16 protein-coding genes are annotated in these 15,544 nt (G+C 73.7%); 5 read left to right on the top strand and 11 right to left on the bottom strand.

The features are described from left to right. Positions 1-32: 32 nt before the first annotated feature. The 3 genes from ACOWU6_RS14505 to ACOWU6_RS14495 all read right to left on the bottom strand — a co-directional run bounded on the left by ACOWU6_RS14505 (position 33) and on the right by ACOWU6_RS14495 (position 2,916). Positions 33-554: an O-acetyl-ADP-ribose deacetylase gene (locus tag ACOWU6_RS14505; protein ID WP_421076123.1), complete on the bottom strand. Its 522-nt coding sequence runs from the start codon at positions 552-554 to the stop codon at positions 33-35. Continuing rightward, the gene (locus tag ACOWU6_RS14500) at positions 551-1,144 is read right to left on the bottom strand and encodes a carboxymuconolactone decarboxylase family protein (protein WP_421076122.1); all 594 of its coding nucleotides are present in this window, start codon (positions 1,142-1,144) and stop codon (positions 551-553) included. The genes ACOWU6_RS14505 and ACOWU6_RS14500 overlap by 4 nt, the downstream gene beginning before the upstream one ends. 89 nt (positions 1,145-1,233) lie before the next feature. Then, entirely contained in the window at positions 1,234-2,916 is a 1,683-nt protein-coding gene (locus ACOWU6_RS14495) for a Na+/H+ antiporter (protein WP_421076121.1), read from the bottom strand. A 313-nt stretch (positions 2,917-3,229) separates the two neighbouring features. On the opposite strand from ACOWU6_RS14495, the gene ACOWU6_RS14490 reads away from it, so the two are divergent. Continuing rightward, positions 3,230-4,258: a fatty acid desaturase family protein gene (locus ACOWU6_RS14490; RefSeq protein ID WP_421076120.1), complete on the top strand. Its 1,029-nt coding sequence runs from the start codon at positions 3,230-3,232 to the stop codon at positions 4,256-4,258. 65 nt (positions 4,259-4,323) lie between these two features. Here ACOWU6_RS14490 and ACOWU6_RS14485 read toward each other — a convergent pair whose 3' ends face one another. Continuing rightward, a complete protein-coding gene (locus ACOWU6_RS14485) occupies positions 4,324-5,799 on the bottom strand; it encodes an SPFH domain-containing protein (protein ID WP_421076119.1) in 1,476 nt (491 codons plus the stop codon). Between the two features lie 72 nt (positions 5,800-5,871). Beyond that, on the bottom strand, positions 5,872-7,386 hold the full coding sequence (locus tag ACOWU6_RS14480; protein WP_421076118.1) for an FAD-dependent oxidoreductase: 1,515 nt from the start codon (positions 7,384-7,386) through the stop codon (positions 5,872-5,874). Positions 7,387-7,553: 167 nt separating this feature from the next. On the opposite strand from ACOWU6_RS14480, the gene ACOWU6_RS14475 reads away from it, so the two are divergent. From ACOWU6_RS14475 to ACOWU6_RS14460, 4 genes are read left to right on the top strand one after another with little or no spacing between them, the layout of a single operon-like run. Further along, positions 7,554-7,817, top strand: a complete 264-nt coding sequence (locus tag ACOWU6_RS14475; RefSeq protein ID WP_271174506.1) for a hypothetical protein — start codon at positions 7,554-7,556, stop codon at positions 7,815-7,817. Beyond that, entirely contained in the window at positions 7,814-8,245 is a 432-nt protein-coding gene (locus tag ACOWU6_RS14470) for a hypothetical protein (protein ID WP_421076117.1), read from the top strand. The genes ACOWU6_RS14475 and ACOWU6_RS14470 overlap by 4 nt, the downstream gene beginning before the upstream one ends. Before the next feature lie 35 nt (positions 8,246-8,280). Beyond that, positions 8,281-8,652, top strand: a complete 372-nt coding sequence (locus tag ACOWU6_RS14465; protein WP_421076116.1) for a YrdB family protein — start codon at positions 8,281-8,283, stop codon at positions 8,650-8,652. Next, positions 8,652-10,013 (top strand): FAD-binding oxidoreductase, encoded by a 1,362-nt coding sequence (locus ACOWU6_RS14460; RefSeq protein ID WP_421076115.1) that lies wholly within the window; start codon positions 8,652-8,654, stop codon positions 10,011-10,013. Before ACOWU6_RS14465 ends, ACOWU6_RS14460 begins: the two co-directional genes overlap by 1 nt. 14 nt (positions 10,014-10,027) lie before the next feature. Here the strand turns inward: ACOWU6_RS14460 and ACOWU6_RS14455 are convergent, their stop codons facing one another. From ACOWU6_RS14455 to ACOWU6_RS14430, 6 genes are read right to left on the bottom strand one after another with little or no spacing between them, the layout of a single operon-like run. Next, entirely contained in the window at positions 10,028-10,747 is a 720-nt protein-coding gene (locus tag ACOWU6_RS14455; protein WP_421076114.1) for a copper homeostasis protein CutC, read from the bottom strand. Between the two features lie 2 nt (positions 10,748-10,749). Further along, on the bottom strand, positions 10,750-11,529 hold the full coding sequence (locus tag ACOWU6_RS14450) for a glucosamine-6-phosphate deaminase (RefSeq protein ID WP_271174511.1): 780 nt from the start codon (positions 11,527-11,529) through the stop codon (positions 10,750-10,752). 14 nt (positions 11,530-11,543) lie between these two features. Continuing rightward, complete coding sequence (locus tag ACOWU6_RS14445; RefSeq protein ID WP_421076113.1) at positions 11,544-12,437, bottom strand: ROK family protein; 894 nt, start codon at positions 12,435-12,437, stop codon at positions 11,544-11,546. A gap of 5 nt (positions 12,438-12,442) precedes the next feature. Next, entirely contained in the window at positions 12,443-13,297 is an 855-nt protein-coding gene (locus tag ACOWU6_RS14440; protein ID WP_421076112.1) for a carbohydrate ABC transporter permease, read from the bottom strand. Next, complete coding sequence (locus ACOWU6_RS14435; RefSeq protein ID WP_271174513.1) at positions 13,294-14,259, bottom strand: carbohydrate ABC transporter permease; 966 nt, start codon at positions 14,257-14,259, stop codon at positions 13,294-13,296. Before ACOWU6_RS14435 ends, ACOWU6_RS14440 begins: the two co-directional genes overlap by 4 nt. Positions 14,260-14,266: 7 nt before the next feature. Then, on the bottom strand, positions 14,267-15,538 hold the full coding sequence (locus ACOWU6_RS14430; RefSeq protein ID WP_324014175.1) for an extracellular solute-binding protein: 1,272 nt from the start codon (positions 15,536-15,538) through the stop codon (positions 14,267-14,269). Positions 15,539-15,544 lie beyond the last annotated feature (6 nt).

The following is a 15,544-nucleotide window of genomic DNA, read 5'->3' as shown; positions in this document are numbered from 1 at the left end:
GATGTCGCCCGGCGAACGGCCGCGCCGCGCGCTCAGCCGCGCGGAGGCCGGCCGAGCGTCTCGATCGCCGCGGCGACCCGCGCGTGCGTCTCCGCGTCGCGCGCGACGATGCGCACCTCCTCGACCCGCGCGCGCGCCGCCGCGACCGTCTCCACGGCAGCCGCGATCGCATCGTCCAGAGGCCATCCGTAGATGCCCGCGCTGATGAGCGGGAAGGCGACGCTGCGCGCACCGAGCTCGTCCGCGACCGCGAGTGCTCGCCGATAGCAGGACTCCAGGAGCGTGCGGTCGCGCTCGCCCGCCGCATGGTTCGGGCCGACGGTGTGCACGACCCACCGCGCAGGCAGGCGACCGGCGGTCGTCCACCCCGCGTCGCCCGTCGCGAGCCCGTGCCGGAACCGCGCGATGCACGCGCGGAGGATCTCGGGGCCGCCCGCGCGGTGGATGGCGCCGTCGACACCGCCGCCTCCGCGCATCGCCCTGCTCGCCGCGTTGACGACGACGTCCACCTCCTGCTCCGTGATGTCGCCCAGCACAGCGGTGATGGTCGTCATGCGGCGGCCCCGCGTCTCTCGGCGGCCTCGCGCAGGGCCTGCGACAGCTGCGGGCTCAGCCGCGGCACGTCCTCGATCGGCACCGCGAGCGCCTGGAGCGTGCGACTGAAGAGGTTGCGCGCCCCTGCGGCGAGCGCGATGTCGACGATCTGCTGGTCGGAGAAGCCGACGGCCCGCAGCCGCGCCGAGTCGTCGTCCGTCATCGAGGCCGCGTCCTGCGACAGGCGCGCCGCGAACGCCATCACGGCGACGTCGCGCTCATCGAGGCCCGCAGCCTCGGGATCGCGGAGCACGAGTGCGAGCCCGTCCTCGTCGAGGAGGCCTGCGTCGAGCGTCTTCCTGCCGTGCGCGAGGAGGCAGTGCACCGACCCGATCGCGGCAGCCGCGGCGAGGGTCGCGAGCTCGTAGACGCGGAGCCCGATCGACGGGACGACGGCGCGCACGAGCGCCTCGAACGCCGCGTGCGCCGCGGGGTTCATGGCCATCGCGCGGGTATGGCTGAACACGAGGCCGTCCGCCTCGAGGTCGTGCGCGTACATGGCCGCGACCTGCGGGTCGGGGTCGTCCTCACGGGGCGTCGAGATGATCATGCCCGCCTCCTGACTGCGTCGGATGCGACAAGGATGCTCCCGCATCGCCTCCGCGTCGAGGGGATCAGCTCTCGATGGCGCGACCGGGGTCAGGCGACGGGCTCGATGCCCGTGAGCCGCAGCTCCTCGAGGTCGAGCCGCGCCTGGATGCGGTTCACGACGCCGTCGTCGACCGAGCCGTCGGCCCGGAGACCGTAGAGCACCTCCCGCTTGCGCGCGAGCAGCGCGAGCCGGAGACGCGTGTGCTCCTCGTGCCGCGTGATCGGCGACATCGTGAGCACCTCGATCGCCGCAGCCTCGGCGGCGCGCTCGGCGTCGTCGGACGGGCCGAGCATCCCCTCGAGCACGGCCACCTCGCGGTCGACGCGCTCCTGCTCGCGCGCCTGACGCTGCGCGTTCGCGAGCTCGAGCGCCTCCGAGACGTCGTCGCGGATGCGGTCGCGCACCTCGTCGCTCACCGCGTGCGCGGCCGCGAGCTCGTCGAGCGACGCGAGCGCCGCACCCGTGATGGCCCGCTGCGCGAGCTCGTACTCCTCGTCGCTCGCCCGGTCCTCCGGAAGGCGCGCCCAGCGCACGACGACAGGGAGGAGCGGCCCCTGCACGAGCAGGGTGAGCACGATGACGCCCGCCGTGACGAACACGATGTCCTCGCGCCCCGCGAGCGCGGAGCCGTTCGCGGTCGCGAGCGGAACGGACAGCGCGATCGCGAGCGAGACGGCGCCCCGGAAGCCCGCCACCGTGCTGACCACCCGCGCGCGATGGCTCATCCGCCGCTCGCGCTGCGACGGACGGCGATCGAGCAGGCGGATCATCGTGACCGTGGTCATCTGGAACGCGAACCGGACGACGAGCGCCACGAGCCAGACGACGACCGTGACGCCCAGGAGCCGGCCGACCTCGCGCGCGTCGATCGTGTGCGCGACATGCTGCACCTCGAGCCCGATGAGCACGAACAGCGCGCCGTTGAGGAGGAACGTCCCGAGCGGCCACGCGGCCTCGGTCTGGCGCCGTGAGGCGGCTGTCGTCGTGCGTGGCGCGACCCAGGCCGCGATGAGCCCCGCCACGACGACCGCGAGCACGCCCGACGCGTGGACGAGCTCGGCGACGAGGAAGGCCGCGAACGGCGTGAAAAGGAGCGCGATGTTGATCGTCAGCGCGTCGCGCAGGCGGCGCATGAGCAGGTAGGCGACGCCGGCCACCGCGAGGCCGGCCACGACCCCGCCCGCGTACGACAGCACGACGAGGCCCGTGATGGTCCACGGCGTGTACTGACCCCCGACCGCGACGCCGACGGCGACCGACGAGATGACGAGGGCGGTGCCGTCGTTCGTGAGGCTCTCGGCCTTCAGCACCATGAAGTTCCGGTGCGGCAGGGTCCGCCCGAGCGCGGCGACCGCCGTCGCGTCGGGAGGGGCGACCGCGGCGCCGAGGATGAGGGCGATCTCCCACGGCAGGCCCATCACGTGCGCGGCGCCCGCGACCGCGAACGCGGTCGCGACGACGAGGAGCGTGCTCATCAGCACGATGCCGCGCAGGTCGCGCCGGATGGCCCGGAGCGAGGTCGTGAGGCTCTCCCAGAAGAGCATGACCGGCAGGAAGAGCAGGAGCACCGTCTCGGGCGGCAGCTGCACCTCGCGCAGCTCGGGCACGAAGCCGAGCACGAGTCCGAACGCGAGCAGCAGCAGCGGAACCGCGACGCGCAGCCGCGGAGCGACGAGCGCTCCGACGAGCACGGCGGCGCCCAGGAGCACGGTGATCTCGAGTCCGTCCATCGGTGTCCTCTCTCCCTGGCGCGGCCCACGCCGAGGGGATGACGTGCGCAACGACGCGCGGCGCCCGCGCATTCCGGCGGGCCGCCCCCTGGGCATCTCCGGCGCATCCCCTGGCACGTCCCTCCGTATGCGCGACGCCGCATACGGCGAGGGCTAGCCTGAGACCAGCGATCGGCATCCGCCCTTGGCTCCAGGAGCCGAACGGCTGCCGACACGACAGGAGAAGTCCATCTCCCTCACCCAGACCGCACCCGTGGCCTCCCGTCTCGGCGCTGTGCGCCAGACCTACTCCGGAACAGAGACGTTCCCTCCGATGGCCAAGGCGTACTCGAAGGTGTCGCAGGTCGTGCGCGAGACGGGGCTGCTGCGCCGCGCCCGCGTCTTCTACGCCCTCGTCGGCGCCGGGATCCTCGTCGCCCTCGGCGGCGCGATCGCCGGTTTCCTGCTCCTCGGCGACAGCTGGTTCCAGTTGCTCATCGCGGGCGCGCTCGGCGTCATCTTCACGCAGGTGGCGTTCCTCGCGCACGAGGCCGCGCACCGCCAGATCCTCGCGAGCGGCCCCGCGAACGACCGCCTCGCCCGCATCCTCGCCGGCAGCATCGGCATGAGCTACGCGTGGTGGGACGCCAAGCACAGCCGTCACCACGCGAATCCGAACCGCGTCGGCAAGGACCCCGACATCGAGATCGACACGATCTCGTTCGTCGAGGAGGACGCCGCCGGGGCGAGGGGCCTGCGCCGCCTCATCACGCAGCGGCAGGGCTGGCTGTTCTTCCCGCTCCTCACGCTCGAGGGCCTCAACCTGCACTACCTGAGCCTGAAGCACCTGCTGTCGCGCGGCCCGGTCAAGGGCCGCTGGACCGAGCTCGGCATCATCGCGCTGCGCTTCGCGCTCCTCCTGACGCCGCTCTTCCTCCTGCTCCCGGTGGGGATGGCCTTCGCCTTCCTCGGCGTGCAGCTCGCGGTCTTCGGCGTGTACATGGGCGCGTCCTTCGCGCCGAACCACAAGGGCATGCCCGTCATCGCGCCCGACGCGAAGCTCGACTTCTTCTCGAAGCAGGTCCGCACCTCGCGCAACATCGCGGGCGGATGGTGGGCCACCTGGCTCATGGGCGGGCTCAACTACCAGGTCGAGCACCACCTCTTCCCGAGCATGCCGCGCCCCCACCTCGCCAAGGCGCGCGAGATCGTCCGCGACTTCTGCGCGACGAACGACGTGCCGTACACCGAGACGAGTCTGCTGCGCTCGTACGGCATCGTCATCGCCTACCTCAACCGCGTGGGCCTGGCCGCGCGCGACCCCTTCGACTGCCCCATGGCGTCGCAGTACCGGCGCGCCTGAGCCGTCTGGACAGCAGAGGGGCCCGTCACCGCGGTGACGGGCCCCTCTGCTGTCCGATGAGCGGGTCAGGCGGGAGCGTCGGATGGCGCGGGGGCGCCTCCCGCCTCCGGCGACGTCGCCGACGCGGCCGTGTGCTCCGCGGCGGGCGCCGCAGCGGGCTCGGTCGACGCGGCGTCGTCGGCGCGCTGGCCCGCGGCCATCCCGCGTCCGACCGCGTGTCCCTGGATGACGGCCGACAGGTCGACGCCGGTCGCCGCGCGGACGCTGTCGAACATCGACCGCATCCCGGCCGCGGTCTCCCCCGCGAGGTGCGCGCTCGCGCCATCCGCACCGCCGCCCGAGAGCACCGTGACGGAGCCGACGTTCGCGTAGCCCTTCGCGAACTCCGTCATCATCGGCACGAGCGCGTCGAGCGCGCGCTGGGCGAGGAACGCGTCCTGGTTCTTCGCGAGCGCCGCCGCCTCGGCCTCGATGGCCGCCGCCCGCGCGTCGCCCTCGAGGCGGACGGCCTCGGCGTCGGCCTCGGCCTTGATCCGGATCGCCCGCGCCTCCTGCTCGGCGATGAGAGCCTCGGCCTCGGCTTCCTTGACCCGCGCGTACGCGTCGGCGTCGGCCCGCTTCTGCCGCTCGTAGAGCGCCGCGTCGGCGACGCGCTTGACGTCGGCGTCGAGCTCGGCCTGCTTGTTCTCGGCCTCCTGCATGAGGACGCCCTGCTGAGCCTTCGCCCGCGCGAGGGCCTCCGCCTGCTCGGCCTCGGCGCGCGCCTGGCCGACCTCCGCCGCGGCCGACGCGGTGTTGCGGTCGAACGCGGTCTGCTCGATGAGCGTCTCCTCGCTCGTCGCGATCTCGCGCGCCTTGATCTCGCGCTCGGCGTTGATCCGGGCGATCTCGGCCTGGCGCTTGACCTTGGAGACCTCCTCGGCGCCCAGGGCGTCGATGTAGCCGTTCTGGTCGGTGATGCCCTGGATCTGGAAGCTGTCGAGCACGAGGCCCTGGTCCTCCAGGTCGCTCTTGATGAGCGTCGCGATCTGGTCGGACAGCTCCTGGCGGTCGCGCATGAGCTGCTCGACCGTGAGCGTCGCGACGACGCCGCGCAGAGCGCCCTCGAGCTGCTCGGTCGTGAAGACCTCGATCGCGTCGTCCTGCGAGACGAAGCGCTCGGCGGCGCTCGCGATCGCCTCCGGCGTGGAGCCGATCTTCACGAGCGCGACCCCCGTGACGTCGACCGTCACGCCCTGGATCGACTGCGCGGTCGGCTTGACCATGATCTGCCGCGCCCGCAGCGAGAGCGTCTCCGCACGCTGCGTGATCGGGTTGACGATCGCGCCGCCGCCGCGGATCACCGCGACGTTCGACGAGGTGCCGTCCTTCGCCTTCTGCTTCTTGCCGACGATGATGAGCGCCTCGTCGGCGCGCGCGACCTTGTACCACGCGCGCAGCACGAGCGTTCCGATGAGCGCCGCCACCGCGAGGACGACGACCACGATCACGACGGCGACGACGATGCCGATGCTCCCGGCCGTGTCGACGATTCCGTCCATGCACTACCCCCTTCGGCCGACCGCGGCGCGCCGGGTGCGGGCGCGTCGGACGCGGACGGTCTCGGGGCCACCCTATCGAGCCGGCGCGTCGTCCATCCGGGCGAGGTCCTGCGTCGCGGGGCCCTCGAGCACGCGGCCCTCGGGATCGAAGCGCGATGCGTGCAGCGGGCAGTCCCACGAGCGCTCGGCCGGGTTCCACTGCAGGATGCCGCCGAGGTGGGTGCAGACGCCCGAGACCGCGCACAGTCGCCCGTCCACGCGCGAGACCGCGACCGGATGCGCGCCGCGGGTCTCCACGCGCCCCTCGCCTTCCGCGGGCGGCTCGGCATCGCGGCTCACGAGCGCCTTCGTCCATCCGCTCGCCATCTCCTTCGCCACGCGTGCGTTCGCGCCGACCGCGGTCGCGGCGTCCCGCACGCCCACCTGCGGCGAGCGCAGCCCATCGACCCAGCTCGGGCGCTCGCCGAGGATCTCGCCCGCCATCGCGAGCGCGGCCGCCGCCCCGTTCGCCATGCCCCACTTGTCGTATCCGGTCGCCGTGAGGACCCGCCCGTCCGTTCCGGGCTCGGCGCCCGCGAAGGGCAGCCGGGTGATCGTGCGGTAGTCCTGCGCCGCCCACCACGTGACGCGGCGGGCCCCGGGGAAGGCCTCGGCGGTCCACGCGTCGATGTCGGCGAGCATGGCGCCCGCGTCGCCGCGGCCGGTGCGGAACCCGCCACCGCCGACGAGCAGGAGGCGCCCGCCCGCTCCGTCGTCGGCGGTGCGCAGCGATCGGGCCTGCGGGTCGACCGAGAGGTGCATGCCGTCCGGCAGGGCGCCGTCCACGGCGTAGGCGCCGACGACCGAGCGCGACGGCTCGAGCCGCGCGAAGAACCCGGCGCGGTCGATCGCGGGCGAACCCGTCGCGACGACGAGATGAGCCGCGGCGAGCACGCCGCGCGTCGTCGCGACGCCCACGCCGTCGGGAGCGTCCTCGAGGCCCGTGACGCGGCATCCCTCGACGATCGTGCCGCCGCGGCTGCGCAGCTCGGCCGCGAGCGCCGCGAGGACGCGGCGCGGGTGCAGGGCCGCCTGCCCCTCCATGCGCAGCGCGCGCGAGACGGCGAAGGGCAGGCCGGTCTGCTCGGTGGGCCCCCAGACCGCGTCGACGCCGGAGGCCTCGAGCGCCTCGGCCTCGCGCTCGAGCGCCGCATCGCCCTCGTCGGTGGTCGAGAAGGTGAACGCCGGCTCGTCGCGCAGGGCGCCGTCGACGGAGTCCGCGATCGCACGCAGCCAGTCGGCTCCCGCGCGCTGAGCGGCGGCGTAGGCGCGCAGCGCCTCGACGCCGGCGTGCGCGCGGATCTCTCCGTACACCGAGCCCTGCAGGAGCGACAGCTTCGCGGTCGTGTTGCCCGTCGCGACGGCGCCGACCGTGCGCGCCTCGCACACCGCGACGCGCCGCCCGGCGCGCGCGAGCGCCACCGCGGTCGCGAGTCCGGTCAGCCCCGCACCCGCCACGACGACGTCCGGGTGGAGCACGTGCTCGCGGTCGACGGGGATGGGCGGACCGGTGCGGATCCACAGCGGCTCGGGCGCGACGGGCGTCATCGGGTGTCCTCTCTCGATGGCCCCACCCTCCCCTGTCTGCGCGCGACAGGGCCAGCGGGTTGACACCCTCCGGCACGCGCCCTATCGGCCAGGGCCGAGACGCTGTCAACCCCTGGCGGGCGGACGCGCCGCGCGGCACTCTGGAGACACCGAGCGAGGAGGACGACATGGCTCACGTCGAAGGAACCGACCCCGACATCCAGACCCGGCCCATCGAGCCGGCGCCCACGCGGCACGAGGTCCCGGCGGATGCAGACCTCGATGCGCTCGAGGACGACCGCGACCCGGCCGACCTCGCGGACGACCGAGGACCGCTGCCCGAGACCGCGGCCGATCATCCCGTGCTCCCGGACGACGAGCGCGAGGTCGACGACGGGTACCTGGGCGAAGAGGATGTCTTCATCGCGGACGACGAGGAGGGCATCCGATGACCTCCGACCAGCACGACCGCGCGGCGCACGAGGTGCCGGCAGGGCGCGGCGGCGCCGACAGCGGGGCCGCCGACCTCGTCGACGTCGAGGGCACGGCGCCCGCGTCGCCCGAGGAGGGCGACCAGAACGACATCGCGGGTGTCGGGCCCGCGGGCCCCGAGGACGACAGGGGCCTGCAGACCGAGCCGCGCGAGGACACGCACGACACGACCTCCGACGAGCGCGTCCGCGGCATCCTCGTGCAGGTGCAGGGCGACCTCGCGACCGGCCGCGCGTCGGAGGAGGAGCTGCGGCGGATGCTCCGCCGGCGCCTCGACGACGCGGGAATCCAGCTGGGGGACGAGCAGTTCGACGGTCTCATCCGCGAGGCCGTCTCCGGCGAGCCCGACACGACGATCGAGGGCGCCGAGCCCGGCGCCGACGCCTGAGAGCCGCGGGCGCGGGCGGTTCTAGACTGGAGTCCATGCCCGACTCCGCTGCCCCCGCGACCCCCGGCGTCTCGCCGCGCCGCATCACGGTCCTCGACGCGCTCCGCTTCCTCTCGGAGCTGCTGGCGATCGCGGCCCTCGCGGTCTGGGGGTTCGTCGCGTGGGCGTTCCCGTGGAGCATCGTGGTCGGCATCGCGGCTCCCGCGCTCGCGATCCTCGTCTGGGCCCTGTTCGTCTCGCCCAAGGCCGTGTTCGCCGTGCACCCCTTCGTGCGCGCGGTCGTCGAGCTCGCGGTCTTCCTCGCGGCGACCATCGCGCTGTGGGATCTCGGCCTCGCGAGGGGCGGCATCGCGTTCGGCGTGGCCGCGGTCGTGATCGGCCTCCTCCACAACCGCCGCGAGCTGTGATGGCCGACGCGCTCGCCCGGCTGCAGGATGCCCTCGGCGAGCGGGTCGACACGCACGCAGCATCCCTCGAGGAAGCGCGCGCCGACCGCTCGGGCTTCCGCTCCGACGGCCCGCCGCTCGCGGTCGTCCACGCCGAGTCCGTCGCCGACGTGCAGACGGTGCTGCGCATCGCGCACGAGACCCGCACGCCCGTCGTCACGCGCGGCGCCGGCACCGGTCTCGCGGGCGCGGCGAACGCGGGGCCGGGCGAGATCGCCCTGTCCGTGCGGCGGATGACCCGGATCCTCGAGATCTCCCCCGACGATCTGCTCGCCGTGGTCGAGCCCGGCATCCTCAACGGCGACCTCGGCGCGGCGCTCGCCCCGCACGGGCTGTGGTGGGCACCTGACCCGGCGAGCCGCGCGATCTCGACCGTCGGGGGCAACATCGCCACGGGTGCGGGCGGCCTGCTCTGCGCGAAGTACGGCGTCGTCCGGGACGCGGTCCTGGGCCTCGACGTCGTCCTCGCCGACGGTCGGCTCATCCGCACCGGGCACCGCAGCGTGAAGGGCGTGACGGGCTACGACCTCACGTCGCTCCTCATCGGGTCGGAGGGCACGCTCGGCGTCGTGGTGGGGGCGACGCTCAAGCTGCGCCGCCTCGTGCCCGGCGACGTGTGCACGCTCTCGGCGTTCTTCCCGTCCGTGCGCGCCGCCGCGCGGGCGTCTGCCGCGGTCACCGCGGCCGGCGTGCAGCCGGCGATCATGGAGCTCCTCGACGCCGCCGCGGTCGCCGCGATCAGCGCGCTGCTGCGGGTCGCCGAGGCGGCGCCGGGCTCGGCGCAGCTCACGATCCAGACGGATGGCCCGGGCGCCCGCGCGGAGGCCGAGGCGATCGCGCGCGTGCTGCGCGACGCGGGCGGCGAGGTCGCGATGACCGACGACGCCGACGAGGGCGAGCGCCTCCTCGCCTTCCGCCGCGCGATGCACCCCGCGATGGCGGCCCTCGGCACCTCGCTCATCGAGGACGTCTCGGTGCCGCGCAGCCGTCTGCCCGAGATGTTCGACGAGATCGCCCGCGTCGAGCGCGAACACGGCGTCGTGGTCCCCACGGTGGCGCACGCGGGCGACGGGAACCTGCACCCGAACTTCGTCTTCGACGGCGAGGAGGTCCCCGCGCACGTGTGGGCCGCCGCCGACGACCTCTTCCGCTCGGCTCTGCGCCTCGGCGGCACGCTCACGGGCGAGCACGGCGTGGGTCTCCTCAAGCGCCGCTGGCTCGCCGACGAGCTCGGCGACGACCAGTGGCGCCTGCAGCGCGACATCGCCCGGGTGTTCGACCCGCGCGGGATCCTCAACCCCGGCAAGGTCTTCGCGCCGTGATCCCGCTCGGCCGGTCAGGCCCGGCCGAGGGCTGAGCGGATGGCCAGGGCCGCGCTCTCGTCGGCGGTCTCGTAGGCGACGGCGCCCGCGCCAGCGCCGGATCCCAGAGCGACCGGCACGGCGTCGACGACGGCGCGCTTGGCGGACGCATGGACCGCGTCGACGCCCGTCGCGGCGACGTCCGCCGCGTTGCCGGCATCGACACCGCCGCCCGCCATGATCTGGATGGCGCCGTCCGCGCGGCGCACGAGCGCGCGGAGTTCGTCGAGGGCGTCCGAGGCGCGCGACGCGCCTCCCGACGTGAGCACGCGGGTGACGCCGAGCTCGGCGAGCTCGTCCACGGCGCGCGCCCTGTCGCCGAGCGCATCGAACGCGCGGTGGAACGTCACCTCCCTGCCCTCGGCCGCGTCGCGCGCCGCCCGCACGAGGTCGGCGTCGACGCGGCCCTGCACGAGGCCCCCGACGACGACGCCCGCGGCGCCCGCTCGGATCGCCGCGCGCACGTCCGCCGTCATGAGGGCGCGGTCGTCGGCGTCATAGGCGAAGCCGCCCGCGCGCGGACGGACGAGGACGTGCACGGGAATGCCCGACGCGACCGCGAGCTCGATGAGCCCGGCGGACGGCGTGAGCCCGCCCAGCGCGAGCGCGGTCGCGAGCTCGATGCGGTCGGCCCTCACGTGCGCCGCGACCGTCACGCCCGCGGCGTCCTGCACCGCGAGCTCGAACGCCGTCATCGTCAGATGCCCTGCCAGTCGGGCTTGTTGTCCCACGCGTAGCGGTAGTAGTCGGCGTCGCGCAGCCGCGACGCCGCCGCCTCGTCGACGACGACCGTGACGTGCGGGTGGAGCTGGATCGCCGACCCCGGCAGCGAGGCGCTGACGGGGCCCTCGACGGCGCCCGCGACCGCCTCGGCCTTGCCCGCGCCGAACGCGAGGAGCACGAGGTGGCGCGCCCGCAGGATCGTGCCGAGCCCCTGCGTGATGCAGTGCATGGGGACGTCGTCGATCGAGTCGAAGAACCGCGCGTTGTCCTCGCGCGTCTGCCGTGTGAGGGTCTTCACGCGCGTCCGCGACGCGAACGACGATCCCGGCTCGTTGAAGCCGATATGGCCGTCGGTGCCGATGCCGAGGATCTGCAGGTCGACGCCCCCGGCCTCCTCGATCGCCGCCTCGTACGCATCGCCCGCGTGCTCGATGCCCTCGAGCGACCCGTCGGGTGTGCGGATCCGCGCGGGGTCGAATCCGAGCGGCTCGACGACCTCGCGCGAGATCACCGACCGGTACGACTCGGGGTGCGCCGGGTCGATGCCGACGTACTCGTCGAGCGCGAAGCCGCGCACCTGCGAGACGTCGACGCCCGACAGGCGCGTGCGGAGCGCCTCGTAGACGGGCAGCGGCGTCGATCCGGTCGCGAGACCGAGCACGGCGTCGGGCCGCCGACGGATGAGTCGCGCGATCTCATCGGCGACGATGGCGCCGCCCGCGGGGGCGTCGGGGACGATGATGACTTCGGCCATGCGGTGACCTTCTCTCAGACGGGGACGGGGGCGTCGATGAGCGAGGCGCCGAGCGCCGCGGCCGGCGACCCTGCCGGCAGCACCTCGATCCTCTCACCCAGGTGCAGGGAGCGGAGGAAGCCCGATGCGGCCGACGACCGCCGCAGCTCCTCCGACACGATGTCGGCCATCCGGTCGCCGAGCGCCGCGAGTCCGCCCGCGAGCACGATGCGGCGCGGGTCGACCGCGAGCGCGAGCAGGCGGATGGCCGCGGCGGCGCCGCGCACGAAGTCCGCCCGCAGACGCAGCGCGAGCGGATGGCCCTCGTCGGCGGCATCGAGCAGGTCGCGGACGGGGAACGCTCCGGGCCGCGCCCAGCGGGCGGCGAGCGCGCGGCCGCCCGCGAGCGCCTCGATGCAGCCGGTCTGCCCGCACGCGCACACGGGGCCGGCCGGATCGATCGGCACGTGGCCGATCTCGCCGGCCGCGCCGCCCGCGCCGCGCCAGAGGCGGCCGTCGACGACGACGCCCGCGGCGATGCCGGTGCCGAGGTTGAGCAGCGCGAGCGGGCCGGCGGCGGGCGCGAGCGCATGCGCGCCGAGAGCCGCGGCCTTGACGTCGTTCTCGACCGCCACCGGAACCCCGCACCGCGCCTCCACCGCGTCGGCGAGGGGCAGCTCCCGGACGTCGAGGTTCACGGCGTGCCGCACGGTCCGCCCGTCGGTCTGACCGGGGATGCCGATCCCGATCGAGGTGATCGATGAGGACCCGGCCCGAGTCGACACGGCCTTCACGGCCGCGACGATCGAGTCGACCACGCCGACGTCGCCGCGCTCGGTCGGGCTGCGCCGGCGCGCGAGGATCGAGCCGTCCGCGGCGACCGCCAGGGCGTCGGTCTTCGACCCTCCCACGTCGAGACCGATCCGCACCCCGGTCATCCCTTGACCGCCCCCGCGACCATGCCCTGGGCCATCCGCCCCTGCACGATGAGGAAGAAGACGACCACGGGGATCGCGCACAGGGTCGAGCCCGCCATGATGGCGGCCCAGTCGGTCACCTTGGTGGCCTGCACGAAGGCGCGCAGCCAGACGGGCAGCGTGCGCGCCTCGGGGCGCGTCATGATGACGAGGGCGTAGACGAACTCGTTCCATGCCTGGATGAAGGCGAAAACTCCCGTCGCGGCGAGGCCGGGGCCGAGCAGCGGGAAGGTCACCCGCCAGAAGGCGCCCATCCGCGTGCAGCCGTCGACGCGCGCGGCCTCCTCGAGCTCGATCGGCACGCCGTTCACGAACCCGCGGAGGGTCCAGATCGTGAACGGCAGCACCATCGCGATGTAGACGAGCGCGAGCCCCACGGCCGAGTTGAGCAGCTGCCATCCGTCGAGCACGCGGTAGGTCGAGATGATGAGCGCCTCTGCGGGGATCATCTGGATCGCGAGCACCGCGACGATGAGGGCGCGTCGGCTGCGGAAGCGGAAGCGGCTGAGCGCGAGGGCCGCGAGGAACGCGAACAGGAGCGCGAAGACGACCGCCGCGAGCGTCACGCCGACGCTCATCGCGAGCGCGGGGAGGAAGGCGATGCTGCCGCTGGGCTCCGTCACGACCTCGACGAAGTTCGCGAGCGTGAACCGGTCGGGCCACCAGTGCGGCTCGGACGAGGTCACGACGGCGTTCGGCAGCAGCGCCGAGTTCACCATCCAGTACACGGGGAACGCGCTCGCGAGGAAGACGACGACCGCGAGGGCGTTCAGGCCCGCGCGGGCGACGCGCGAGCGGGGACGACTGCTCATGCTCTCGACTCCTCCTCGCGCAGGGTCGCGACGACGTAGTACCCCGCGACCGCCATCATGAAGACGACGAGGATGACCGAGATCGCCCCGGCCGCACCCTGATCGCCGCCGGCCGTCGCGGTCGCGTAGATGTAGACGCCGATCGTGTCGGTCTCCGCGCGGAGGCCGCCGATCGTCTGCAGCGCGTAGATCTGGGTGAACACGCGCATGTCCCAGATCACCTGCAGGATGAGCAGCACGACGAGGACGCTGCGGATGTACGGGACCGTGACGAGGCGGAACCGCTGCGCGCCCGTGGCCCCGTCGAGGCTCGCGGCCTCGAGCACCTCGCCCGGCACCTGGGTGAGCGCGGCGAACGTCGTGAAGGCGACGAAGGGCACGGCCATCCACGTCACGATGACGGTCGCGACGAAGAAGAACCCGATCGGCTCGATGAGCCACGAGTGCCCTCGCATGTCGAGCGGCGTGAGCGCGGTGAGGACGTGGTTCACGAGGCCCGCGCGGGTGTCGAAGATCCATCCCCACACCGTGGTCGCCGAGATCGGCGGCATCGCCCAGGCGAGGAGCAGGCCGATCGAGACGAGCCCCTTCAGGAAGCGGCCGAGGCGCGTCATGAGCAGGGCGACGCCGACACCGAGCACCATCGTGAGGACGACGTTGACCGCGCAGAAGGCGACGCTCCGGGCGAGGACGGCCCAGAATCCGGGGTCGGAGAGCACGCGGACGTAGTTGTCCAGCCCCACGAACTCGGGCGGTGCGCCGAAGATCTGCGCGCGCCCGAACTCCTGGAACGACATGACGATGAGCTGGACGAGCGGCCAGGCCGTGAGCGCCGCGATGACGGCGCCGGCGGGCACGAGCAGCAGGGCGGGTCCGCGCAGGAACGTCTCGCGGCGCCGCCGTCGCGGGGGCGACGGCGGCGGCGCGAGGTCGTGCGCGCGCGGCGCGGTGAGGGTGGCCATGTGCGGGTCAGCCGTTGAGGATGGCCTCGATGTCGGCGTCGAGCTCCTCCGCGAGCGACGGGATGTCGCCGCCGCTCGCGATCTGGACGAAGAAGTCCTGCAGCAGCTGCGCGGCCTCGACATCGGCCCACTTGGGCGAGGCCGGGGTGAGCTTCGCGTTCGCCGCGGCCTCCGCGATCACGGCGGCGAGCTCAGGCGTCGCGGCCGCGACATCGCCCCCGAGCGACTGCAGAGCCGGCACGAGGCCCGCCTCCGCGAGGATCGACTGGTACTCCTCGCTGAGCATGATCCGCAGAGCGCTCTTCGCGAGCTCCTGGTTGTCGGAGGCCGCGGGGATCGCGATGTTCGACCCGCCCGCGAAGACCTGGGCGGCTCCGCCGTCCTTCCCGGGCAGCGCGAACGAGCCGAGGGAGTCCGCGAGCGCCGTCTCCGCCTGATCCTCGTCGGCCACGATCGACCAGTAGGCCCAGCTCGGCGCCGACAGCATGGCGGCCTGCTCCTCGCGGAACGGCACCCAGGCGTCGGTCTCGTCGCCGTCCTTCGGCGCCTGCGAGGTCGCCATGAGCGCCTGCACCTGCTCGAGGCCCGCGATGGACTCGGGGCTCGAGAGCTGCGCGTCCCACTGCTCCCCCTCGAGCACGGCGATCTCGCCGCCGTTCTCCCAGATGAACGGGAGCGCGTTGTACCAGTCCTTGCCGGGGTACCAGACGCCCGAGACGCCCGTCGTCTCGGCGAGCCGCTCAGCCGCCGCGACGTACTCGTCGAGCGTGGTCGGCACCTCGATGCCCGCCTCCTCGAACATGGCCGTGTTGTAGAAGACGACGCGCGAGCCCGAGTAGTACGGCGCCGCGTAGAACGCGCCGTCGAACGAGCCGGCCTCGACGAAGCCGGGCAGCAGGTCGTCGCCGCCGAGCTCCTCGTACATGTCGGTGAGATCGGCGAACGCGCCGGCCGACGTGAACGCCGCGGCCTGCGTGTTGCCCATCTCGACGATGTCGGGGCTGTCGGAGCCCGACATGGCGGTGGTCAGCAGGTCGACGATGCCGGTCCACTGCTGCTCCTCGATGACGAGGGTCGCGCCCTCGTTCTCGGCCTCGAACGTCTCGACGAGGTAGTCGCGCGCCTCCTGGGGCGTGTCCTCGCCGACGAGCCAGACGCGCAGCTCCGCGCCGTCGGCTGCGCCGCCGCCGGCCGCGTCGCCGCCGGCGGCATTGCCGGAGCAGCCCGCGAGGGCGAGAGCGCCGAGGACGGCGCTCGCGCCGATGAGCTTCCTGTTCATGGGGGT

It is taken from the genome of Microbacterium sp. SA156 (genome assembly GCF_049065455.1).
Taxonomy (GTDB): Bacteria; Actinomycetota; Actinomycetes; order Actinomycetales; family Microbacteriaceae; genus Microbacterium; species Microbacterium barkeri.
This window is presented reverse-complemented; position numbering and strand designations above follow the sequence as displayed.

What these genes read in the sequence shown, in the direction of transcription:
- ACOWU6_RS14505 (WP_421076123.1), bottom strand. Translation starts at nt 554, where the DNA reads ATGACGACCATCACCGCTGTGCTGGGCGACATCACGGAGCAGGAGGTG.
- ACOWU6_RS14500 (WP_421076122.1), bottom strand. Translation starts at nt 1,144, where the DNA reads ATGATCATCTCGACGCCCCGTGAGGACGACCCCGACCCGCAGGTCGCG.
- ACOWU6_RS14495 (WP_421076121.1), bottom strand. Translation starts at nt 2,916, where the DNA reads ATGGACGGACTCGAGATCACCGTGCTCCTGGGCGCCGCCGTGCTCGTC.
- ACOWU6_RS14490 (WP_421076120.1), top strand. Translation starts at nt 3,230, where the DNA reads ATGGCCAAGGCGTACTCGAAGGTGTCGCAGGTCGTGCGCGAGACGGGG.
- ACOWU6_RS14485 (WP_421076119.1), bottom strand. Translation starts at nt 5,799, where the DNA reads ATGGACGGAATCGTCGACACGGCCGGGAGCATCGGCATCGTCGTCGCC.
- ACOWU6_RS14480 (WP_421076118.1), bottom strand. Translation starts at nt 7,386, where the DNA reads ATGACGCCCGTCGCGCCCGAGCCGCTGTGGATCCGCACCGGTCCGCCC.
- ACOWU6_RS14475 (WP_271174506.1), top strand. Translation starts at nt 7,554, where the DNA reads ATGGCTCACGTCGAAGGAACCGACCCCGACATCCAGACCCGGCCCATC.
- ACOWU6_RS14470 (WP_421076117.1), top strand. Translation starts at nt 7,814, where the DNA reads ATGACCTCCGACCAGCACGACCGCGCGGCGCACGAGGTGCCGGCAGGG.
- ACOWU6_RS14465 (WP_421076116.1), top strand. Translation starts at nt 8,281, where the DNA reads ATGCCCGACTCCGCTGCCCCCGCGACCCCCGGCGTCTCGCCGCGCCGC.
- ACOWU6_RS14460 (WP_421076115.1), top strand. Translation starts at nt 8,652, where the DNA reads ATGGCCGACGCGCTCGCCCGGCTGCAGGATGCCCTCGGCGAGCGGGTC.
- ACOWU6_RS14455 (WP_421076114.1), bottom strand. Translation starts at nt 10,747, where the DNA reads ATGACGGCGTTCGAGCTCGCGGTGCAGGACGCCGCGGGCGTGACGGTC.
- ACOWU6_RS14450 (WP_271174511.1), bottom strand. Translation starts at nt 11,529, where the DNA reads ATGGCCGAAGTCATCATCGTCCCCGACGCCCCCGCGGGCGGCGCCATC.
- ACOWU6_RS14440 (WP_421076112.1), bottom strand. Translation starts at nt 13,297, where the DNA reads ATGAGCAGTCGTCCCCGCTCGCGCGTCGCCCGCGCGGGCCTGAACGCC.
- ACOWU6_RS14435 (WP_271174513.1), bottom strand. Translation starts at nt 14,259, where the DNA reads ATGGCCACCCTCACCGCGCCGCGCGCGCACGACCTCGCGCCGCCGCCG.
- ACOWU6_RS14430 (WP_324014175.1), bottom strand. Translation starts at nt 15,538, where the DNA reads ATGAACAGGAAGCTCATCGGCGCGAGCGCCGTCCTCGGCGCTCTCGCC.